The 20,363-nt window shown below is 60.3% G+C and carries 22 protein-coding genes and 1 tRNA gene; 15 read left to right on the top strand and 8 right to left on the bottom strand.

The window, feature by feature from the left end; translation table 11 throughout:
• The first annotated feature begins 43 nt into the window (after positions 1–43).
• The 4 genes from C6Y32_RS10990 (at position 44) to C6Y32_RS10975 (ending at position 4,671) form a co-directional block, all read left to right on the top strand.
• Positions 44–1,279 carry a D-alanyl-D-alanine carboxypeptidase family protein gene (locus tag C6Y32_RS10990; protein WP_164998239.1) on the top strand — a complete coding sequence of 412 codons (1,236 nt, stop codon included), beginning with the start codon at positions 44–46 and terminating at the stop codon, positions 1,277–1,279.
• 404 nt (positions 1,280–1,683) lie between these two features.
• Positions 1,684–3,078, top strand: coding sequence for a cysteine--tRNA ligase (cysS, locus tag C6Y32_RS10985; protein WP_105205305.1), 1,395 nt, complete (start codon positions 1,684–1,686; stop codon positions 3,076–3,078).
• 141 nt (positions 3,079–3,219) lie between these two features.
• Positions 3,220–3,759: a GNAT family N-acetyltransferase gene (locus C6Y32_RS10980; protein WP_105205304.1), complete on the top strand. Its 540-nt coding sequence runs from the start codon at positions 3,220–3,222 to the stop codon at positions 3,757–3,759.
• A gap of 102 nt (positions 3,760–3,861) precedes the next feature.
• On the top strand, positions 3,862–4,671 hold the full coding sequence (locus tag C6Y32_RS10975) for a GNAT family N-acetyltransferase (RefSeq protein WP_105205303.1): 810 nt from the start codon (positions 3,862–3,864) through the stop codon (positions 4,669–4,671).
• 81 nt (positions 4,672–4,752) lie between these two features.
• Here the strand turns inward: C6Y32_RS10975 and C6Y32_RS10970 are convergent, their stop codons facing one another.
• The 6 genes from C6Y32_RS10970 to C6Y32_RS10945 all read right to left on the bottom strand — a co-directional run bounded on the left by C6Y32_RS10970 (position 4,753) and on the right by C6Y32_RS10945 (position 7,473).
• A complete protein-coding gene (locus tag C6Y32_RS10970; protein WP_105205302.1) occupies positions 4,753–5,310 on the bottom strand; it encodes a GrpB family protein in 558 nt (185 codons plus the stop codon).
• A gap of 210 nt (positions 5,311–5,520) precedes the next feature.
• Complete coding sequence (locus C6Y32_RS10965) at positions 5,521–5,949, bottom strand: RNHCP domain-containing protein (protein WP_105205301.1); 429 nt, start codon at positions 5,947–5,949, stop codon at positions 5,521–5,523.
• A 145-nt stretch (positions 5,950–6,094) separates the two neighbouring features.
• Entirely contained in the window at positions 6,095–6,358 is a 264-nt protein-coding gene (locus C6Y32_RS10960) for a DUF1048 domain-containing protein (RefSeq protein ID WP_105205300.1), read from the bottom strand.
• Positions 6,359–6,368: 10 nt separating this feature from the next.
• Positions 6,369–6,716 (bottom strand): DUF1048 domain-containing protein, encoded by a 348-nt coding sequence (locus C6Y32_RS10955; RefSeq protein ID WP_105205299.1) that lies wholly within the window; start codon positions 6,714–6,716, stop codon positions 6,369–6,371.
• Positions 6,713–7,039, bottom strand: a complete 327-nt coding sequence (locus C6Y32_RS10950; protein ID WP_105205298.1) for a PadR family transcriptional regulator — start codon at positions 7,037–7,039, stop codon at positions 6,713–6,715. The genes C6Y32_RS10955 and C6Y32_RS10950 overlap by 4 nt, the downstream gene beginning before the upstream one ends.
• Positions 7,040–7,397: 358 nt before the next feature.
• Positions 7,398–7,473 (bottom strand) — tRNA-Val (locus C6Y32_RS10945).
• Positions 7,474–7,958: 485 nt separating this feature from the next.
• On the opposite strand from C6Y32_RS10945, the gene ruvC reads away from it, so the two are divergent.
• The 11 genes from ruvC to C6Y32_RS10890 all read left to right on the top strand — a co-directional run bounded on the left by ruvC (position 7,959) and on the right by C6Y32_RS10890 (position 18,886).
• Positions 7,959–8,465, top strand: a complete 507-nt coding sequence (gene ruvC, locus C6Y32_RS10940) for a crossover junction endodeoxyribonuclease RuvC (RefSeq protein WP_105205297.1) — start codon at positions 7,959–7,961, stop codon at positions 8,463–8,465.
• A gap of 30 nt (positions 8,466–8,495) precedes the next feature.
• On the top strand, positions 8,496–9,107 hold the full coding sequence (gene ruvA / locus C6Y32_RS10935) for a Holliday junction branch migration protein RuvA (protein ID WP_105205296.1): 612 nt from the start codon (positions 8,496–8,498) through the stop codon (positions 9,105–9,107).
• A 4-nt stretch (positions 9,108–9,111) separates the two neighbouring features.
• Positions 9,112–10,182, top strand: coding sequence for a Holliday junction branch migration DNA helicase RuvB (ruvB, locus tag C6Y32_RS10930; protein WP_105205295.1), 1,071 nt, complete (start codon positions 9,112–9,114; stop codon positions 10,180–10,182).
• Between the two features lie 157 nt (positions 10,183–10,339).
• The gene (glmM, locus tag C6Y32_RS10925) at positions 10,340–11,680 is read left to right on the top strand and encodes a phosphoglucosamine mutase (protein WP_105205294.1); all 1,341 of its coding nucleotides are present in this window, start codon (positions 10,340–10,342) and stop codon (positions 11,678–11,680) included.
• A gap of 4 nt (positions 11,681–11,684) precedes the next feature.
• A complete protein-coding gene (locus C6Y32_RS10920; RefSeq protein WP_105205293.1) occupies positions 11,685–12,554 on the top strand; it encodes a class I SAM-dependent methyltransferase in 870 nt (289 codons plus the stop codon).
• Positions 12,555–12,558: 4 nt separating this feature from the next.
• A complete protein-coding gene (locus tag C6Y32_RS10915; RefSeq protein ID WP_105205292.1) occupies positions 12,559–13,413 on the top strand; it encodes an energy-coupling factor transporter ATPase in 855 nt (284 codons plus the stop codon).
• Positions 13,414–13,416: 3 nt separating this feature from the next.
• Positions 13,417–14,286, top strand: a complete 870-nt coding sequence (locus tag C6Y32_RS10910; protein WP_105205291.1) for an energy-coupling factor transporter ATPase — start codon at positions 13,417–13,419, stop codon at positions 14,284–14,286.
• Positions 14,283–15,086, top strand: a complete 804-nt coding sequence (locus C6Y32_RS10905; RefSeq protein WP_105205290.1) for an energy-coupling factor transporter transmembrane component T family protein — start codon at positions 14,283–14,285, stop codon at positions 15,084–15,086. The genes C6Y32_RS10910 and C6Y32_RS10905 overlap by 4 nt, the downstream gene beginning before the upstream one ends.
• A 117-nt stretch (positions 15,087–15,203) precedes the next feature.
• Positions 15,204–15,950 carry a tRNA pseudouridine(38-40) synthase TruA gene (gene truA, locus C6Y32_RS10900; RefSeq protein WP_105205289.1) on the top strand — a complete coding sequence of 249 codons (747 nt, stop codon included), beginning with the start codon at positions 15,204–15,206 and terminating at the stop codon, positions 15,948–15,950.
• A 42-nt stretch (positions 15,951–15,992) separates the two neighbouring features.
• Positions 15,993–17,144 (top strand): DUF5711 family protein, encoded by a 1,152-nt coding sequence (locus C6Y32_RS10895; protein WP_105205288.1) that lies wholly within the window; start codon positions 15,993–15,995, stop codon positions 17,142–17,144.
• 1,040 nt (positions 17,145–18,184) lie between these two features.
• On the top strand, positions 18,185–18,886 hold the full coding sequence (locus C6Y32_RS10890) for a CvpA family protein (protein ID WP_105205287.1): 702 nt from the start codon (positions 18,185–18,187) through the stop codon (positions 18,884–18,886).
• A 109-nt stretch (positions 18,887–18,995) separates the two neighbouring features.
• Here C6Y32_RS10890 and C6Y32_RS10885 read toward each other — a convergent pair whose 3' ends face one another.
• Positions 18,996–19,742 carry an EFR1 family ferrodoxin gene (locus C6Y32_RS10885; RefSeq protein ID WP_105205286.1) on the bottom strand — a complete coding sequence of 249 codons (747 nt, stop codon included), beginning with the start codon at positions 19,740–19,742 and terminating at the stop codon, positions 18,996–18,998.
• Positions 19,739–20,110 carry an ArsR/SmtB family transcription factor gene (locus C6Y32_RS10880; protein WP_105205285.1) on the bottom strand — a complete coding sequence of 124 codons (372 nt, stop codon included), beginning with the start codon at positions 20,108–20,110 and terminating at the stop codon, positions 19,739–19,741. Before C6Y32_RS10880 ends, C6Y32_RS10885 begins: the two co-directional genes overlap by 4 nt.
• Positions 20,111–20,363 lie beyond the last annotated feature (253 nt).

Here is a 20,363-nt window from a genome sequence, read left to right as displayed (position 1 = left end):
TAAGGATCATAGAACACGACAGAAAAGTGGAAGAGGTGGTTTCATGACCCGCAAAAAGAGAGTGGTATTCATCGCCGCGGCGGCGCTGTTGCTGGCGGCGGTGGCGCTGTTTTTGCTGCTGGCGGCCAAAAAGCCGGTGTTTACCTACGGGGGGCACACCGGCACCAGCGTCAGCGAGACCGTATCCTGGCAGCAGCGCGGCAGCTTTGTACCCAAAAAGATCACCGCCAAAGACGGCCTGGGCCGCGACCTGACCGGCGCCATCACCGGCGACGAGAGCGCCGCCCCCAGCGCGCCCGGCGACCACAAGATCGTCTACCGGGTAAAAAATCTGCTGGGGATAAGTGGCCGCTTTACCCTCACTGTACACTATGTCGACGATCTGGCGCCCCAGTTTTCTGGCCCCGACACGATAGCCTACACCGGCCCCGAGATGGATCTGTCCGCCGCGGCCATCGGCCTCACCGCCAGCGATGACGTAGACGGCGACCTCAGCGCCGGCATCACCTACAGCGGTCAGGTCGATGCCGCCACCCCTGGCGACTACCCGGTGGTCTACACCGCCACCGACTCCGCCGGCAACCGTGCCACCCACACCGTCACCTTCACAGTCGCGGCCGCACCCGCCGTCCCCACCGGCGGCAGCGACGCTGGCAGCGGCGGCGGTACCGCCGGCCCCATCACCTACGAAAACGGCATCGTCGAGCCCACCAGCATCACCCCCACCGTCATCTCCGACCCCGATTCGGTCACCGCGGTGGTCAACAAATACCGCGCGCTGCCCGACGGGTGGGAGCCGAATGACCTGGTGTCTATTACCACCAACGGCGCCGGTGCCGGCTATCTGCGCGCCCCGGCAGCCGCCGCCTGGGAACAGATGCAGCAGGCCGCCAAAGAGCAGGGCCTTACGCTTATCGGCTTTTCGGCCTACCGCTCCCAGGCCACCCAAAACAGGCTCTACTTTAACTACCGCGCCAGCGACGTGCAAAACGCCGCCATGTACAGCGCCTACCCCCGCCGCTCCGAACACGAGCTGGGCCTGGCTATCGACATCGGCTACAACATGACCTGTGCCGACGACTTTGCCGAGAGCGCCCAGGGCCGGTGGCTGGCGCAAAACGCCCACCGCTACGGCTTCGTGTTGCGCTACCTGCCCGATAAGGTGCTCGTCACCCAGTACGCCTACGAGCCCTGGCACTACCGCTATGTGGGCCCCGATCTGGCTGCCGCCCTGTGGCAGAGCGGCCAAACGCTCGAGGAGTATTTCGGCCTGCAGTGACCGCTTTTGACGGTTGCCTTTTTGCGCGCTTTGTGCTATCCTAAAATACACACTAAATAGCTCTGCTTTTAGAGCGACGAACTGCCAAAACACGGGAAGAGTAACCCGACCGCCGCACAGTACAGAGAGGGGCCGCCACCGGCTGCGAGCGCCCCCTGTGCGGCCCGGGCCAAGTGCCCCCGCCAGCAGGCCCGCCCAACGCCGCCTTCCGGTGGTCAGTATGCGGGTCCGGCCCCGGCCCGTTACCGCCGATTTTATAGAGAGATAAACCGAAGTGGAACCGCGGTAGTACCCTGTCGCCTTCGTGCAGCCAGCCAGAGCTGCATGGGGGCGTTTTTTATCCTGTCCGCGTAAAGTTACAGCGCTCCGGGCCGCCCGCCCGGTATGCGAAAGGAGTTTTTTCTGTGAAGATATTCAACACGCTCACCCGCCAAAAAGAGGAACTGGTGCCCATCGAGCCCGGCAAAGTCAAGATCTACGCCTGCGGCCCCACCGTCTACAACTACATCCACATCGGCAACGCCCGGCCCATCTGCGTGTTCGATACGCTGCGCCGCTACCTGGAGTACGCCGGCTACCAGGTCACCTTTGTGCAAAACTTCACCGATATCGACGACAAGATCATCAAAAAAGCAGGCGAAGAGGGCAAGACCTTCGCCGAGATATCCGAGCGGTACATCGCCGAGTACAAGACCGATGCCACCGGCCTCAATGTGCGCGAGGCGACCTATCATCCCAAAGCTACCGAGAATATCCAGAACATCATCGATCTGGTCTCGGCGCTCATCGAAAAGGGCTACGCCTACGTGGCCTCTAACGGCGACGTCTACTTCCGGGCGCAGAAATTTGCCGAGTACGGCAAGCTCTCCCACCAGCCGCTGGAGGACCTGGAGGCCGGCGCCCGCATCTCGGTGGGCGAGATCAAAGAGGACCCCGTGGACTTTGCCCTGTGGAAAGCCGCCAAAGAAGGGGAGCCCTACTGGGAGTCCCCCTTTAGCAACGGCCGCCCCGGCTGGCATATCGAGTGCTCGGCCATGGCTAAAAACTACCTGGGCGACACCATCGACATCCACTGCGGCGGGCAGGACCTCATTTTCCCCCACCACGAAAACGAGATCGCCCAGTCCGAGTGCGCCAACGGCTGCGATTTCGCCCACTACTGGATGCACAACGGCTACATCAACATCGACAACCGCAAAATGTCCAAGTCGCTGGGCAACTTTTTTACCGTGCGCGAGATCGCCGAGGTCTACGGCTACGAGCCCATCCGCTTTATGATGATCGCCGCCCACTACCGCAGCCCCATCAACTACTCGCAGGAGGTCATCCAGCAGTCGGTGAGCGCCCTGCAGCGGCTTTATAACTGCCGTGACGAGCTGGATTTCGCCCTGCAGACAGCCGCCGACAGCGGCGACGAGAGCCTCACCCACTCGGCTGCCGCCACCAAAGAAAAATTCGATGCCGCCATGGCCGACGACCTCAACACCGCCGACGCCATCGGCGCCATCTTCGAACTGGTCAAAGATATCAACATGGCTGTAAACGGCGCGCAAAAACCCAGCCGGCCGTCGCTCGAGCGGGCGGCTGAAACCTTCGATGCGCTCACCGACGTGCTGGGCCTGTGCTATAACCGCCAAAAAAACGAGGTGGATGACGACATCGAGGCGCTGGTCGAAAAGCGGCAGCAGGCCCGCAAAGACCGCGACTTCGCCACCGCCGACGCCATACGCGATCAGCTGGCGGCCATGGGCATCACTTTAAAAGATACCGCCGACGGGGTACAGATCATCCGAAAATAGCCCGTTTTTACAATTTGTTCACAATTTAAAAGCAGCTGCCGCCGCCCGATCCGGTGGTGCGCAGCCGTGCGCCGATGAGCCGCAGGGGCCAGTTTGCCCCTGCGGCTCGCGCCGTCAAAAACCCAAAAAAGGAGGATGACGATGGGCTTTCTACGCACCACCCCGCGCCTGATTTTGCGCCCCCTGACCCAGAACGACTGGGAGGACCTGGCCCAAATACTGCAGGATGACCAGGTGATGTACGCCTACGGTCACCACTTTCAAGATGCCGATGTGCAGCAGTGGCTCGACCGGCAGCAGCAGCGCTACCGCCAGCACGGCTTTGGCCTGTGGGCCGCGGTAGAAAAACAGAGCGGCCACATGGTGGGCCAGGTAGGCCTCACCCTACAGCCCTGTCTGGGCCGGCAGGTGCTGGAGGTGGGTTATCTGCTCAAAAAGCGGTACTGGCACCGGGGCTATGCCCGCGAGGCGGCCGCCAGCTGCGTGCAGTACGCCTTTTGTCAGCTGGGGGCCACACGGGTGCACGCCATCATCAAGTGCGACAACCAGCCCTCGCTGCGGGTGGCCCAGGCGCTGGGCATGACCTGCCGTCAGACCTTTACCACCCGCTACTATGCCGGCGATATGCGCCACTACCTGTACGCCATCGACGCGCCGCCAAAAGCGCCCACGAGCTTGTGAACGGCACCCCGTCTCTTGCCATTTTTCGCCGCCGTGCTATACTGGTACAAACGTCCGGCACAGCGCACAGCGCGCCGGCTCAACACCAGAGGAGGGATCACTGTGCTGAAACCTGTCCCTGTCGACCACCCGCTGTTCTCCACCGCCGCCTACCAAAAAGACAAAGTTTCTTTTAGCCTGATGGAGGTCATCCGCCAGCAGCCGCTGTATCTGGCGAGCGATGGCCGCTGGGCGGTGGTGGGCATGTCCAGTCCCCACTACCCGGCCTGGGTGTGGACCGACGACGCCATCCCCCAGAGTGCCGTCCCGGCCGTCATCGACTGTTGCAGCGGTTTATTTGACGGGCAAAACAGGGCTCAATTCGTGGCCAAGCCAGCAATTGCCGCCGCGCTCTCCGCGCGCTTTGGCGGTCAAAAAGGGGCGGTGGCCAGCACAGTGCAGATGCAGAGCTTTCACTGCCCGCAGCCGGTGCCGCCCAAAAACCGCGACCTGCCCATCACCCAGCCGGTCCCCGGCGACGAGTCCCAGCTGGCCGACTACCTGCGCAACTTCGATATCGACTGTTTCGGCGAGCTGCGCCACACCGGCGACCTCAAACAGGACGCCGCCCGCTGCATCCAGAGCGGCCGCTTTTACATCATCCGCCGCCCCAGCGGGCTCATCGCTGCCGTGGCCGAGCGCAAGCGCGACACCGACCAATTCGTGGCTATCGGCGGGGTGTATACCATGCCCGCCTATCGGGGCGGGGGCTTTGCCGCGGCGCTGGTGTACCACATCGCCCAAAATATCTTGGCCGATGGCAAGATCCCCTGCCTGTATACCGATCTGGCCAATCCGTCCTCCAACAGGGCCTACCAAAATGTGGGGTTTGCCCCCTGCGGCCGGGTGGACGAGCTCACCCTCACCTGGTGAGCGGGCCGCCCCGGCAGCACCGTTTCTATACAGTACAGAAAAAGGGCCGCGGCGCACACTGTGCGCGCTGCGGCTCCTCCTTTAAAAGCTATTTTTCGGCTCGCTGTCGCCACAGGGCTGTCTGGGTCCCAGCCGCGCGTACACGGTGTGGATAAACGCCGCTTTGCCCGCCGTGTACTGCACCCGGTCGTCTGGCCAGCGCTGCGCCAATTCCCGCTTCAGTTTCTCGTACTGCACCGCCGTGTCGGGGTGGGCCTTGAGATAGTCCCGAAATCCCACCAGCTGAAAAAACTCCTCTTCCCGCCGGTCGTAACAGTGGATGTGCCGCAGCGAGCGGCCGTCGCCGCCCCGCAAAACGAACAGGTGGTAGCTGTCGCGGCCAAACTGGGGGCCGCAATGCTCGTATCCGCGCACCGTCAAAGCCGCGATATCCATGGCCTCTATGTCGGCCAGTCTTACGGCTATATCCAGTATGGGCTTGGCGCAGATACTGCTGATCGCCGTGCTGCCCACATGCTGGATATCCAGTACCGTCGGTCCCCAAGCCGCCTCGATCTCCGCCTTTACCTGCGCAAACTCTTCGTCCCAGGCAGTGCTGTGCGCCAGCAACCGCACCTTACCTCTCCCAACACCTTCCACTTATTGCCCTCCCTCTGCCGCGGTGGCGACCACATATTTTTTTCAGTTTACTACAGACGGCGGCAAAATGAAATACCTGCCTCGGCTACTGGTACCGGGCTGTATTGCGCTCCATACAGGTCTTATTGGGGCAAAAATCCCCAAAAAAGAGCCGCCCAGCAGCGCTTTAGCACTGCTGGGCGGCTGGCCAGACGTTGGCAGGAGGCCCTTTTAGACGCTTTCCGGCTCGTCGCCCCCCATCAGGGCGGTCATCTCGTCCACCTTTTCCAGCGGAAAAGGCGGCAGCACCACCGGCCGCATGGCAATAGACATCAGCTTGGCCGGGTTATCGTCGGCGGCGATGCGGTTCGAGTGCAGCGCGCCACAGCGGCGGCAGCGGTGGATGATGGCCCACTCGCCGCTCCTGCGCACCCATACCGCCACCGGCTCCATAATACCGCCGCAGTCGGCGGCCCGGTCGCCGGGCTGGTCGTCCAGGTGCAAACTGCTCAGGCAGTTGGGGCAGTGGTTGCGGTGCTCGCTGCCGGCGCCGGCCGGCACCACCAGCCGCCCGCACACCTTACAGGTAAACGTCTCGCAGCAGCGGTGTGTCTTATAATATCCTCTGTCAAATGATTTTCTTTTATTTTCCCGATTCATGGGATGCGCCTCCTAAAGGTGAAATATCAATCCTTTGGGGGAGGCCTTGCCCGCTGTCAGGGCGCTGACCTCCCGGTCAGCGCACAATATCCAGCATATCGTAATACTGCAAAAGCACAGCTCCTTTTTATCTTTATAAGTATATTTAGTCGATCAGCGCGTCGCAAAAAGCTGCCACGTCGTCTCCGGTCACTTCCAAAACCGTGCGGCCTGCCGCCGCCCCCTCCCAAAACAGTTGGACGATCTCTGCCAGCAGGTCTATACTGGCGTTCGGTTCGGCCGGGCCCGCTTTGAAAATGTATTTTTGTATCTCGCGATACACCAGCTGGTAGTCCTCTGGCAGCGCTTTTACCCGGGCCATGTGCGCCCGCCAGGCTCTCTTTTCCTCTATGATCTGTTTTAGGTGCATACGGCCCTCCTTATCGGCCCAATTTTTTGGCCACGTTGCGGCTAAGTTGCCTCCGCCACTTGTCGCGGGCGGTGTGGGCGCCTTCTTCACCGGCCAGTGCCGTACAAAAGCCCTCTATGTCGCCGCCCAACACCTCCTGGGCGCTCTGTCCGTCGGCTGCCGCCTCTTCCAACAGGCCCAGGGCACCGTTAAAGAGTGGCATCAGGTTGCGGCCAGTCAGGTCGGCGTGGTGCCACAGCTGCAGGCGTATCTCCTCCCACGCCGCGCGCAGGTCAGCCGGCAATGCCTGGGCACGCCCCTCAAACAGCGCCATCTCCCGAGTCATATCGGCGCCGGTTATCTTATCCCAAAAATTCATACATCTCTCTTTCTGAGCTGGTCGAGCCGTGCGGCGACGAACGCCCACTTTTGCCAAAACCGCTCCAGCTCCCTGTGTCCGGCATCGTTGAGGGTAAAAAACTTGCGTGGCGGTCCCTTGGCCGACGGCTTTTTCACCACCTCGACAAGCGCGTTTTTTTCCAGACGTAGCAGAATGGTGTACACCGTCCCCGCCACGACTTCGGTAAAGCCCAGCTGGACGAGTTCCTGGGTGATCGCATAGCCGTAAGTCTGTCCGTGGCTGATGATCTCGAGCACACAGCCCTCCAGTACACCTTTGAGCATTTCGGTCAGGTTTTCCAATCGGCACAGTCCCTCTCTATTCTGTATAACAAGTATGCAGTAGTACTTACTACTGCTCCACTGTAACACGTGCCCGCCCAGCCGTCAAGAGTAAAAAAATGTAAGGATACCCGTCTATGGCAGTGTACAGCGCCGCGCTGCACAGCCGCACAGAAATATTTGTGCAGATCGCGGCCGGGCGTGTCACTGTGAATGGCGGCATGAGGTATCTGGTAAAAGAATAGGGGAGATCCGCCCGCGGCATCCCCTGTTTGTGCCGCCCGTGTAGTGCAAAACAAAAAACGGAGCATGGCTGCGACCACGCTCCGTTATTTCGGCACAAAAAATGCCGCCCCCGCTATTGCAGGAACAGCACCCCTGGTGGACAATAAGGGACTTGAACCCCTGACTTCCTGCACGTCAAGCAGACACTCTACCAGCTGAGTTAATTGTCCATATCAAATAAAAAAGAACAAATCTGTTTTTGTGACAAACCACACTTGCTCTGTGACTAAGATTATAGTACAGGCCCATTTAAAATGCAAGTCCTTTTTTCGGTTTTTTTCAATTTTTTTGACCGACGGCGGCCGGCCCGACAATAAGAGCTCCGCCACCGCGGTAAGACAGTATATCGATGGCGGTGGACAGGACGGGGGTGCAGCAGCGCTTTGCCGCCGGCCGCCAGCCGCGCCGGCACCGGTCCGCACATACGCCGCCTACCTGCCCCGGCCCGGTAAACGACCGCTATAAAGCAGCGGTAGACACCCGCGTTTGGCACGTATACCGGCGGCTGCAACTACCGCGACCGGCTGCGGCAAACGGTTGTTTGCAGGGGCCAGTTGTGGTATAATAACTTCGCTTACGTCTTAAGATATGTGACTCGGTGGCGGCAGTTGGCCGCCGGAAGAGTGGCTGCGGCAAAGAAGGGGGAGGTCGGCGCGTGAAAATACTGGGTATCGACCCGGGCTACGCCATCGTGGGCTACGGCGTGATCGACTTTACCGCCAACCGTTTTACCACGCTGGACTACGGCGCCATCACCACTCCCGCCCACACCGAGTTCTGCTCGCGCCTGGGGCAGATCTACACAGATATGCAGCAGCTCCTCGACCTGCACCACCCCCAAGCTATGGCGGTGGAAAAACTGTTTTTTACCAATAATAAGACCACCGGTATCGCTGTGGCCCAGGCCAGGGGCGTCATTTTGCTGGCCGCCACCCAGGCGGGGGTACCGGTGTACGAGTATAACCCCATGCAGGTAAAACAGGCGGTGGTGGGCTACGGCAAAGCCGTCAAGAGCCAGGTGCAAGAGATGACCCGCTCGCTTTTAAATCTGCGCGCCGTCCCCAAGCCGGACGACACCGCCGACGCGCTGGCTATTGCCATCTGCCACGCCCACACCGCCGGTTCGCTGCTGGCCGACCGCTATTTCAGCCAGCGCCTATGACCTTTATCAAATAGAAACGAGGCCGCCATCATGTTATACAGCCTTAACGGCATTTTGCAGTACAAAGACCAGAAGATCGCCGTCATCGACTGCGGCGGGGTGGGCTTTCGCTGCCTGTGTACCCTAAATACCATCGCCGGCCTGCCGGCTACCGGGCAAAAGGTGCTGCTCTACACCTTTTTAGATGTAAAAGAAGACGCCCTGGACCTCTACGGCTTCTCTACGCTGCAGGAGCTGGAGTGCTTTAAGCTGCTCACCTCGGTATCGGGGGTGGGGCCCAAGTTTGGGCTCTCTATGCTCTCCTCTTACACCCCCGACCGCATTGCGCTGTGCATTGCCAGCGGCGACACCAAGACCCTCACCACCTGCCCCCATATCGGCCCCAAGATCGCCGGCCGTATCGTCAACGAGCTCAAAGACAAGGTGCAAAAGCTGGATCTGGGCCAAGCCGGCGGGGCCGAGCTTTCGGCGGTGGGGCAGGCGGCTGCTGCCAGCACCGGGGCTATGGGCGACGCGATCGACGCACTGCTGGCCCTGGGCTACACCCAGTCAGAGGCGGCGGTGGCGCTGGCTAAGCTCGACCCGGAAGCCGACGTGGAGGAGCTCATCAAGGGGGCGCTAAAAGCCCTGGCGGGGAGGTAGACCGATGCTCGAGCGCTTTGATATGGATATGGACTTTGAAAACCGCATGGTCACCCCCGACTACACCGCCGAGGACGCCGAGGTGGAGACCGGTTTGCGCCCCCGCACACTGGAGGAGTATATCGGTCAGTCCAAAGCCAAGGAGAACCTCTCCATCTTTATAGAGGCCGCCAAAAAGCGGGGCGAACCGCTGGATCACCTGCTGCTCTACGGCCCGCCGGGTCTGGGAAAGACTACGCTGGCCTGTATCGTCGCCAACGAGATGCACGTCAACATCCGCATCACCTCCGGCCCGGCTATCGAAAAGCCCGGCGATCTGGCGGCGCTGCTGACCAACCTCACCGCGCAGGATATCCTCTTTATCGACGAGATCCACCGCCTCAACCGCAGTGTGGAGGAGGTGCTCTACCCGGCCATGGAGGACTACGCGCTGGATATCATCGTCGGCAAGGGGCCCTCGGCCCGCTCCATCCGCATCGACTTGCCCCCCTTTACGCTCATCGGCGCCACCACCCGGGCCGGGCAGCTGTCGGCCCCGCTGCGCGACCGTTTTGGCGTGGTGTCGCGGCTGGAGATGTACACCGATAAAGAGCTGGCCAAGATCGTCAGCCGCTCGGCCGGCATCATGGAGATCCCCTGCGACCCCGAAGGCGCCCTGGAGCTGGCCCGCCGCTCCCGCGGCACTCCCCGTATCGCCAACCGGCTGCTCAAGCGGGTGCGCGATTTTGCCCAGGTAATGGGCGATGGGGTCATCACCCTCGACATCGCCCGCGAGGCGCTGGACCGGCTGGAGATCGACGAGCTGGGCCTCGATCAAAACGACAAAAAGGTGCTCGAGGTCATCATCCAAAATTACGGCGGCGGCCCGGTGGGGCTCGAGACCATCGCCGCCGCCATGGGCGAGGAGTCGGTCACCATCGAGGATGTCTGCGAGCCGTTTCTCATCCAGCTGGGCTTTTTGAACCGCACTCCCCGCGGCCGCTGCGCCACCCCCAAGGCCTATGCCCACATGGGCTATCCGCTGCCGCAGGAGATGGCCGCCCCGCCGCCGGGCCAGCAGTCGTTTGACCTCTAAGTAAAATTCGGCGTCCACCGCTAAAGCGCCTGGGCGTGCCATATACTGTACCAGATGTGCCGGCCCTGTGCTCGGCGCTCGGCCACACCGCGGGCAAGGTACCGGCCGCTGCCGGTCCTCGCCGCACAAATCTGCATTTTGGAAGGATCTGAAACAAATGGGTAAATACTTTGGGACCGACGGCGCCCGCGGCGTCGCCAACGAGGACCTGGGCTGCGAGCTGGCCATGGCCATTGGCCGCGCCGCCGCCACTGTGCTCACCGAGCACACCCACAAAAAGGCCAAGATCATCATCGGCAAAGACACCCGCATCTCCGGCGACATGCTGGAGGGAGCTCTCTGCGCCGGGCTCTGCTCGGTGGGGGCCGACGTGCACCTGCTGGGTGTGGTGCCCACCCCGGCGGTGGCCTATCTGGTCAGCCTCTACGGGGCCGATGCCGGCATCATGATCTCGGCCTCCCACAACCCGGTACAGTTTAACGGCATCAAGATTTTCGACAGCCACGGTTTTAAACTTCCCGACGCCATCGAGGAGGAGATCGAGCACCACATCGACCACCCCGAGGAAATCGCCCTCAAGACCGGCACCCAGCTGGGACAGGTCCACCGGGCCGAGACGGCGGCAGAAGATTACATCGCCCACATCCTCGACACGGTGAACTGCGACGCCTCGGGCCTAAAGGTGGCCTTCGACTGCGCCAACGGCAGCGCCAGCGCCACCGCCCGCCAGCTGTTTGGCCGGCTGGGGGCGACCTGTCTGTTTATGGCCGACAGCCCCGACGGCACCAACATCAACGACCAGTGCGGCTCCACCCACATTCAGGGGCTGTGCGACTTTGTGATCGAAAACGGCTGTGACCTGGGCCTGGCTTTCGACGGCGACGCCGACCGCTGCCTGGCGGTAGATGAAAACGGCCAGCTCATCGACGGCGACAAGATGATCGCCATCTTTGCCGCCCACTTAAAAGAGTGCGGTGCGCTCAAGCGGGATACCGCCGTCATCACCGTCATGACCAATATGGGCTTTTTCGAGTTTGCCAAAAACAGCGGTATCGCCACCGCCGTCACCACCGTGGGCGACCGCTACGTGTTGGAGGAGATGCGCGACAAGGGTTATAACATCGGCGGTGAGCAGTCGGGTCACATCATCTTTTTAGACCACGCCACCACCGGTGACGGCCAGCTCTCCGGCGCTCAACTCATCCAGGTGCTGGCGAGCTCGGGCAAAAAAGCCTCGCAGTTGGCGTCGATCATGAATGTATACCCCCAGGTGCTCAAAAATCTCACAGTTCCCAACGACAAAAAAACAGTGCTGCAAGACAGCGCCGTGCTGGCCGAGATCGCCCGCCACGAGGCGGCACTGGGCGACAGCGGCCGTATCCTGGTGCGCGCTTCGGGCACCGAACCGCTGGTGCGGGTGATGCTCGAGGGCAGGGATCAGGCACAGATCGAGGGCATCGCCCAGCAGATCGCCGACAAGATAGAGGAGCGTTTATAGACCCATGAGATTGGCACAGCACTGGCAGGACTACCAGATACTCGACACCTCGGCCGGCGAAAAGCTGGAGCGCTGGGGCGACCGTATCCTGGTGCGGCCCGACCCGCAGATCATCTGGAATACCAAAAAAGACGCCTCGCTCTGGGGCCGGGCCGAGGCCAGGTATCACCGCTCAAAGTCGGGGGGCGGCAGCTGGGAGAAGTTTAAAAAGTTCCCTGACAGCTGGCAGATACGCTATCGCGACCTGACCTTTAAAATATCTCCCACCGGCTTTAAACACACCGGCTTATTTCCCGAGCAGGCGGTCAACTGGGACCTGTACGCCCAGCTCATCGAGCGGGCCGGCCGCCCCATCCGGGTGCTCAACTTGTTTGCCTATACCGGCGGAGCCACGCTGGCCTGCGCCGCTGCCGGCGCCAGCGTCTGCCACGTAGACGCCTCCAAAGGAATGGTGGCCTGGTCGCGGGAGAACGCGGACCTATCTGGCCTGCAGGAGCGGCCCATCCGCTGGATCGTCGACGACTGCGAGAAGTTTGTCGCCCGCGAGATCCGGCGCCAGAGCTTTTACGACGCCGTCATCATGGACCCGCCCTCCTATGGGCGCGGCCCCGGCGGCGAGGTGTGGAAGCTGGAGGACTCGATCTACGATCTAGTGTCGCTGTGTGCCGGGGTGCTGTCTAAAGAGCCGCTGTTTTTCGCCATCAATTCCTACACCACCGGGCTGTCCCCCTCGGTGATGGCGCATATTTTGGGGGTCACTGTAAAGCCGCGCTTCGGCGGACAGATAAGCGCCGACGAGATCGGCCTGCCGGTGCAGCACACCGGGCTGGCCCTGCCCTGCGGCAACACCGCGATCTGGCTGGGAGGTGAGTAGCCGCGTGAAAGAGCCGATCATACAGGTAAAAGACCTGGTGTTTTCCTACCAGTCCAGCGACGAGTCGCTGCCACCCCACCGGGCGCTGCGCGGGGTCAGCTTAGAGGTGCCCGAGGGCCAATTTTTGGCTGTGCTGGGGCACAACGGCTGCGGCAAATCCACGCTGGCCAAGCACCTCAACGGCATTCTGGTGCCCGAGTCGGGGCAGGTGCTCATCGACGGCATCGACACCCGCGACGACGACCGCATCTTCGATATCCGCCAGATCGTAGGGATGGTGTTTCAAAACCCAGACAACCAGATCGTGGCCACCATCGTCGAGGAGGACGTGGCTTTCGCCCCCGAGAACATGGGCGTTCCCCCCGCCGAGATACGCCGCCGGGTCGACTGGGCGCTCGAGACCGTCAATATGCAAAAATATCGCCAGCAGGCTACCTATCAGCTGTCGGGCGGGCAAAAACAGCGGGTGGCCATCGCCGGTATTTTGGCCATGCAGCCGCGCTGCATCGTGCTCGACGAGCCCACCGCCATGCTCGACCCCCACGGCCGCCGGCGCATACTGGCCACCATCCGCACCCTCAACCGCGAGCTGGGCATGACGGTGGTGCTCATCACCCACTACATGGACGAGGCCGCCCAGGCCGACCGGGTGCTGGTGATGGACGACGGGGCCGTGGTCATGGACGATATCCCCCAGCGGGTGTTCTCCCGCGTCACCGAACTGCAGGCGATCGGGCTGGATGTGCCCCAGCCGTCCGAGCTGGCTTTTCAGCTGCGGCGGCAGGGGGTAGAGCTGCCCTACGATATCCTTACGGTAGACGACTGCGTCACCGCACTGGCCCACCTGTTGGAGGCATAGAATTTGGCTATCATCAAAACAACAGATCTCACCTATATCTACAACGCCGGCCTGCCCACCCAGACCACCGCCATCAAAGATATCAATATCGAGATCGAGGAGGGCGCGTTCGTCGGGGTCATCGGCCATACCGGCAGCGGCAAATCCACCCTTATCCAGCACTTAAACGGCCTGCTGCGCCCCACCTCGGGCAAGGTGTATATCGACGGCCGCGATATCTGGGCGCACAAAGAGCAGATACGCCAGGTGCGCTTTGACGTGGGCCTGGTGTTCCAGTACCCCGAATACCAGCTCTTCGAGGAGACGGTATACAAGGATATCGCCTTTGGCCCGGGCAACATGGACCTTTCAGACAGCGAGATCGACAGTCGCGTCAAGCAGGCCGCCGAGGCGGTGGAGCTCTCGCCGGCCGACCTGCAAAAGTCCCCCTTCGAGCTGTCGGGTGGGCAAAAGCGGCGGGCGGCCATTGCCGGCGTGCTGGCCATGGAGCCCAAGATCCTCATTTTGGACGAGCCCACCGCCGGGCTCGATCCCCGGGGCCGCGACACCATCTTAAAGCTCATCACCCGCTACCACCAAGAGAAGAAAAACACCATCCTGCTGGTCTCACACAGCATGGAAGACGTGGCCAAATTCGCCTCTAAAGTGCTGGTGATGAGCGATACCGGCGTGCTCATGTACGACACGGTACAGGCGGTGTTCTCCCACGCCCAGCAGATACGGCAGATCGGCCTGTCCATCCCGCAGATCACCCAGATCTTTATCCAGCTGGCCGACCGGGGCTATCCGGTGCCCCGCAATGTCTACAGTGTAGAGCAGGGCGTGCACGAGATCCAAAAACTGCTGCAGGGCAGAGAGGGGGGGAAGCCGTGATCCGCGATATCACCATCGGCCAGTACTTTACCGGCCACTCGGCGCTGCACCGCATGGACCCCCGCACCAAACTGGTGCTCACCATCGCCTACATCGTGGTCCTCTTTTTGACCGACAGCCTGCCCGGCTATCTGCTGGCCATCGGGCTGCTGGTGCTCTGCTACAAACTGGCGCACATCGGGCTCAAGGTCATTTTGCGCAGCCTAAAACCAGTCATTCCGCTGGTACTGTTCACCGGTATACTCAACATGTTTTTCATCAGCGGCGACGTGCTGTGGCACTGGTGGATCTTCCGCATCACCCAGCAGGGGCTGTACTTTGCCGCCATCATGAGCGTGCGCATCATCTGCCTCATCGCCGGCACCTCGCTGCTGACCTATACCACCTCGCCCATAGCCCTTACCGACGGGCTGGAGCGGCTGCTGGCGCCGCTGGCCAAGCTGCACTTTCCGGTACACGAGCTGGCCATGATGATGACCATCACCCTGCGCTTTATCCCCACCCTGGTAGAGGAGACCGACAAGATCATGTCGGCCCAAAAGTCCCGCGGCGCCGATATGGAGACCGGCGGGCTCATCAAGCGGGTCAAGGCGCTGGTGCCCATCCTCATCCCGCTTTTCGTCTCCTCTTTCCGCCGCGCCGACGAGCTGGCTCTGGCTATGGAGTGCCGCTGCTACCGGGGCGGTGAGGGACGCACCCGCATGCGACAGCTGCATATGGGCGGGGTAGACCTGGCGGCCACAGCGGTCATGGCACTCATCTGTGCCGGCATCATCCTGTGCAATTATCTGCCGCTGTAAAAGTGAAACATCAAAAAACATGTTTTTTCGGCAAAAAGGAGTCGTGTTCGACCCACTTTGTGTATATTTTTAAATAAATATACCTTTTGTATAGTCAGATCCGGCAAAGGAGCATCCATGCGCAATATCCTGCTCACGCTCAGCTATAAAGGCACCCGCTACCACGGTTCCCAGGTGCAAAAAAATGCGCTCTCGGTCATCCAGGTGGTACAGGATGCCATTCAGGCTGTCTACCACCAGCGGTACGACATCAAGGGCTGCTCCCGCACCGATGCGGGGGTACATGCCAACATGTACTGTCTCAACTTCCGCACCGAGTCGCCCATGCCTGTCCGCAAGATCCCGCTGGCGCTCAACGCCCACCTGCCGGGCGATATCTCGGTCTATCGGGCACAGCAGGTGCCCGACGACTTTCACGCCCGCTACAGCTGCAGCGAAAAAGAGTATGTCTACAAATTGCTCGACACCCGCTTTGGCAGCCCGTTTTATGAGGAGCTCAGCTATGTGCGCGGGTTTGGCCTAAATGCCGACGACCTGCACCGGCAGGCCCAACAGCTGGTGGGCACCCACGACTTTCGCGCCTTCTGCTCGCAGAAGACCGACCAGCAAAACACCACCCGCACCGTCAGCCATTTTTCGGTACAGCGCTGTGGCGACCTGGTCACCTTCACGGTGCGGGCCGACGGCTTTTTGTACAACATGGTGCGCATCATGGTGGGTACGCTCATCGGTCTGGACACCGGTACCGTCCATCACCGTATCGACACCATTTTAAATAGTGGCGACCGGTCGCTGGCCGGCCATACCGCTCCCGCCCGGGGCCTCTACCTCAATCGGGTGTTTTATCCCGATATCCGGCCCTAGCACCGCACCCGACAACACTCTGACCCATAAAGGGGGACCAGCATGGCAACGCTCTCTGATATCGAGGTGGCCCGCCGCCGCAAACACCGCAAAAAACAGCTGCGCAAAATGGGCGCTCTGGCCCTGCTGCTGATCCTGGTGGCGGTGCTCTATTTTAATCGCCAGCATCTCACCGTCGAAAATATCTCCACCACCTGGCAAAATTTCACCGCCAGCTGGCAATCGGGCCCCGGTTTTCCGCTGGAGCTCGACGGCGGTGTGCCGCGCGATATCGCCGCCGGCAGCGGCTCGCTCAACCTGATCACCGACACCGATATCATCACCTATAACCGCTCGGGCAAACAGGTGAAAAACACGCCCCACAACCTGGATGACTGCGCTATCCAGACCAGCGGCAGCAACTCGCTGCTATTTGGCCGTGGCGGCAAGACCTTTGCCCTCTACTCCAAGACCGCCCAGATCTATCAAAAAACGCTGGAACAGACCATTATCGACGGCGATGTAGATAGTAATGGCAACGTGGCGCTGGCCACCAGTTCCGGGCGCTACCTGGGCGAAGTGGTGGTATATGACCGCAGTAAACAGCAAATATACAAATGGTCATCGTCTGATTCTTATATACTATCTGTAGATTTTGGGGCGAGCGGCTACCTGGCAGTGAACACGGTCAACGCCCAAAACGGGCAGATGAACACTACCGTCTACGTGCTCAACATCAAAAAAGATAAAGAGATCTCCAAGACCACTTTTGAAAATACAATGGCTCTGCGGGTACAGTTTTACGGCAGCAAAGTCGTAGTGGTAGGCGACCGCCAGATCACCACCCTGCGCCGTGACGGCAAAAAGCTGGGCAGCTACGAGTACGAAGGCAGTGTTCTCAGTCTGCCCGACCTGAGCCAGAGCGATTTTTGCGTGGCTTTTGGCGACAACAGCCAGACCCATATCAATCAGGTGCTGCTGTTTGACGATACCTGCAAAGTGACCGGTAAGATCGACTATCAGGAGGACATCTTGGGGGTATACGCCCATTCTGGCCGGGTGGCGATACTCAGCAAGCAGGCGCTGCGCGTGTTTGATAAAGAGGGCAAAATGGTCAAGGAGGAGCAGATCAAAAAGCTCTGTCTGGATATGAGCGCCGAGGGGAACACCGTATTTGTACAGACCAGCGACGGCCTGGAAAAATTCTCTCTATAATCTTTTCGCGCGAAAGGTCAGATAAAACAGATGAATGCAGAGAAAGATCTCCCCGCCCAGCAGCGCGAAAAGTGTGAGAAACGCTCTTCGGAGCACAGCTCTTCACCACCGCATAGCAGCGGCGGTGCGTTTCTCACAGTCACAGGGCTGCTTGAGCTGTCTCGGCCGCGAAAGGTCAGATAAAACAGATGAATGCGGGGAAAGATCTCCCCGCCCAGCAGCGGAAAAAGTGTGAGAAACGTTCTTCAGAGCGCAGTTCCTCACCGCCGCATAGCAGCGGCGGCGCGTTTCTCACAGTCACAGGGCTGCTTGAGCTGTCTCGGCCGCGAAGGGTCAGATAAAACAGATGAATGCGGGGAAAGCTTTCCCCGCCCAGCAGTGCAAAAAGTGTGAGAAACGTTCTTCGGAGCACAGCTCCTCACCGCCGCATAGCAGCGGTGGCGCGTTTCTCACAGTCACAGGACTGCTTGAGCTGTCTCGGCCGCGAAGGGTCAGCTAGATTTGGTGGATGCGGAGAAAGATCTCCCCGCCCAGCAGCGCGAAAAGTTTGAGAAACGATCTTCGGAGCACAGCTCCTCACCGCCGCATAGCAGCGGCGGCGCATTTCTCATACCCCGGGATCGCTTGATCTATTTACGGCCGCAAACGACCAAATGCGTATGGTATAAACTGCGCTCTTGGCGATTGTACGGCGGAACACCGGGCAGCACCGCCCTGCCCGGTGCTGCCATATCGGCATAACTTCAGCTCTTACCGCGGCGGTCGGGGACCGGTGAGGTAGACCACGAGGGCATACCTGCTCAACAGCAGATGAGACATGGGCTGTATGGCCAGGGGCATGTTTGTCCTCTATCGCCGCCATATCCATGTCTTTCGGGCGGCAATGACCGCTACCGGGGTTTTGGCATACCAGCTGCACAGCCGTTGGGTTCAGCCGGCGCGCGTTGCCCGCCGCGCCTGTGTTCGCGTTTCGGCCCAAAGTTGCGGCAATATTTTCACCCTATATCTGCTACCATCATCCCATAAAAAGGGGGCATCTCATGGGCTTTGTTTTTGATATCATCACCGTTACGATCGTCATCGTTCTGGCGGTCATCTGTGCCAAACAGGGTTTTGTGCGCAGTCTCATCACCCTGTGCGGCTGTGTGCTGGCGCTGCTCTTTACCTATATCGTCAGCGTACCGGTTGCCAATTTTCTCTATAAAAATGTGGCGCAAAAGCCGGTACAGTCGGCTATATCTAAAAATATGGAGGGCTTTGCCGCCGACACGGCCGACACCGCCGCCGCGATCGAGCGCGGGCTAGACGGCCTTATCGGCCCCATCAAGGCTCTGCTGCCCGAGCAGGGGCAAGACACGGTAGACAAATTGGCGGCAGACCTGCAGGGGGGCACCCAGCAGTTTGCCAGCGCACTGGAAGAGAACGTGGTGGCGCCGGTAGTCACCTCGCTTTTGCACGTGCTCTGTTTCGTCGTCATTTTTGCTTTGGCCCTTATCCTGGTGCGGCTGGTGGCCCGTGTGGGGCAGGTGGTCAATTACATCCCGGTGGTGGGCGGCCTCAACCGGGTATTAGGTGCCGCGCTGGGGGTGCTGCAGGGGGCCTTTTGGGTGTATCTGCTGGCTATTTTGGTGTGGGTGCTGCTGGCTCTCTCTCAAAATGCCTGGCCGGTGCTCAACGGGCAGACTGTCGAGAGCAGCTGGCTGTTCAGCTGGTTTTACCACCACCAGCCATTTTATCTGTGATCTGGCGGGCAGTATTCGGGTTCAGCTACCCATGTGCGGCCAGTGTTGTCCCCATAAAAAGATGGCCGGCCGGCAGTTCATTGCCGGTCGGCCATCCTCTCTGTTTTGCCTACTTGGGGCAGGTGTAGCGCGGCAGCCCCACGCTGTGTTTTCCGTACTCGATGGCGGCGCTCGGGCAGCGGCAGATACAGGCCATACAGTGGGTGCAGTCTCCGCCCCACACCGGTCGGCCCCTCTTCAGGCGGATGTTGCACAGCGGGCACACCTGGGCGCATTTTCCGCAAGAGATACAGCTGTCCTTTACATAAAACTTTTTCGCATGGACGCACATCGGGTAAAACAGGTCGTTTACGATCCCGCTATTGAGCCGGTCGGTCACGGTGACGGGTCGCAGCGGGAATGTCCCGCCGGCTGCTATCAGGGCGGCCGCCTGATCGATAGCGGTCTCCGCCCGGTCAATGACCGCCAGCGCCTCCTCTCTGTCAGGGGTGGTGAACATGGCGATATAGTTTTCCGGCATAACGATGGGAAAGCACCCGCAGTACGCCATCTTTTTAGACGCACACAATCTCTGCAGGTATTTTCCGGCGTTGCCGGCGCTGCCCCCACAGGTCATTACAAAGTACAGCTTGCGGCTGCCGCTCAGGTCCGTCTCTTTCAGCCACTCCTGTAAAATGCGGGGGATCCTCCAGGCATAGGTGGGCGCCACCACCACCCAATGGTCATCGGCGTGTATCGGCGTAAAGTCGCGGTCCCTGATCTTCTCGAACAGGTCTACCACCGGTTCCCCGGTCACCCGGCCGATCCGCTCTGCCACATAGGCGCTGTTTCCCGTCCCCGAAAAATATAAGATCATACTTCTCCTCCTCTGCTGGATGTGTGCGGCTGTGTGCTGATATGCCGAACGCTCTCGTAGATTAGCTCTACCAAAGTGGCGAGATCTCTCCACCGCGTTTGGTCTGCACTCAAGTAATAGTAATTTTTAGTCCCCTCCCGGCGCATAGACACGATGCCTGCCCCCTTTAAGATCTGCAGGTGGTGCGACACAGACGGCCGGGTCAGATGTATTTTCTGGGCGATCTCTCCCACGCGAACGCCCGATAGATCGCTCTCGAGCAGCACCAGCAAGATCAGTTGTCTGGTCTCGTCGCCCAAGGCGGTAAACGCATTTCGGCATTTTTGAAAGCCGCCTGCGATCGCTCTCTGTCTCTCTGCACAGTCCATACATGTTCCACTCCTACCCTATAGCTTGCCCGCTGCCTTTTCGCGAGACACCGAGCGCAAAAGTTTTATCTGTGCGGGTAGCCCGGTATCAGGTCTACGCGTTTTACAGGGAGATGTGCAGCGCTCGCCGCCCGTCTGGTCTTGGGGGAGGTATTGGCAGCTGCAGTGAAAAATGCTGAATAAGATCGCCGATCCGACCGGGCATGGGCCGCTTTGTCTCCATACGATCCGCGACCGATGCGCAGTTCGGCGC

The sequence above is a fragment of the Neobittarella massiliensis (ex Bilen et al. 2018) genome, assembly GCF_900289145.1.
In the GTDB taxonomy this organism is placed as follows: domain Bacteria; phylum Bacillota; class Clostridia; order Oscillospirales; family Ruminococcaceae; genus Neobittarella; species Neobittarella massiliensis.
The sequence above is the reverse complement of the archived record's forward strand: the minus strand, read 5'-3'. Positions and strand labels throughout refer to the sequence as shown.

Bases quoted from the DNA above. Each gene is read 5' to 3' on its own strand.
- C6Y32_RS10895 (WP_105205288.1), top strand. From the start codon at position 15,993: ATGGCAACGCTCTCTGATATCGAGGTGGCCCGCCGCCGCAAACACCGC.
- ruvA (WP_105205296.1), top strand. From the start codon at position 8,496: ATGTTATACAGCCTTAACGGCATTTTGCAGTACAAAGACCAGAAGATC.
- C6Y32_RS10990 (WP_164998239.1), top strand. From the start codon at position 44: ATGACCCGCAAAAAGAGAGTGGTATTCATCGCCGCGGCGGCGCTGTTG.
- C6Y32_RS10920 (WP_105205293.1), top strand. From the start codon at position 11,685: ATGAGATTGGCACAGCACTGGCAGGACTACCAGATACTCGACACCTCG.
- glmM (WP_105205294.1), top strand. From the start codon at position 10,340: ATGGGTAAATACTTTGGGACCGACGGCGCCCGCGGCGTCGCCAACGAG.
- C6Y32_RS10955 (WP_105205299.1), bottom strand. From the start codon at position 6,716: ATGAATTTTTGGGATAAGATAACCGGCGCCGATATGACTCGGGAGATG.
- C6Y32_RS10965 (WP_105205301.1), bottom strand. From the start codon at position 5,949: ATGAATCGGGAAAATAAAAGAAAATCATTTGACAGAGGATATTATAAG.
- C6Y32_RS10890 (WP_105205287.1), top strand. From the start codon at position 18,185: ATGGGCTTTGTTTTTGATATCATCACCGTTACGATCGTCATCGTTCTG.
- truA (WP_105205289.1), top strand. From the start codon at position 15,204: ATGCGCAATATCCTGCTCACGCTCAGCTATAAAGGCACCCGCTACCAC.
- C6Y32_RS10980 (WP_105205304.1), top strand. From the start codon at position 3,220: ATGGGCTTTCTACGCACCACCCCGCGCCTGATTTTGCGCCCCCTGACC.
- C6Y32_RS10960 (WP_105205300.1), bottom strand. From the start codon at position 6,358: ATGCACCTAAAACAGATCATAGAGGAAAAGAGAGCCTGGCGGGCGCAC.
- C6Y32_RS10885 (WP_105205286.1), bottom strand. From the start codon at position 19,742: ATGATCTTATATTTTTCGGGGACGGGAAACAGCGCCTATGTGGCAGAG.
- ruvB (WP_105205295.1), top strand. From the start codon at position 9,112: ATGCTCGAGCGCTTTGATATGGATATGGACTTTGAAAACCGCATGGTC.
- C6Y32_RS10880 (WP_105205285.1), bottom strand. From the start codon at position 20,110: ATGGACTGTGCAGAGAGACAGAGAGCGATCGCAGGCGGCTTTCAAAAA.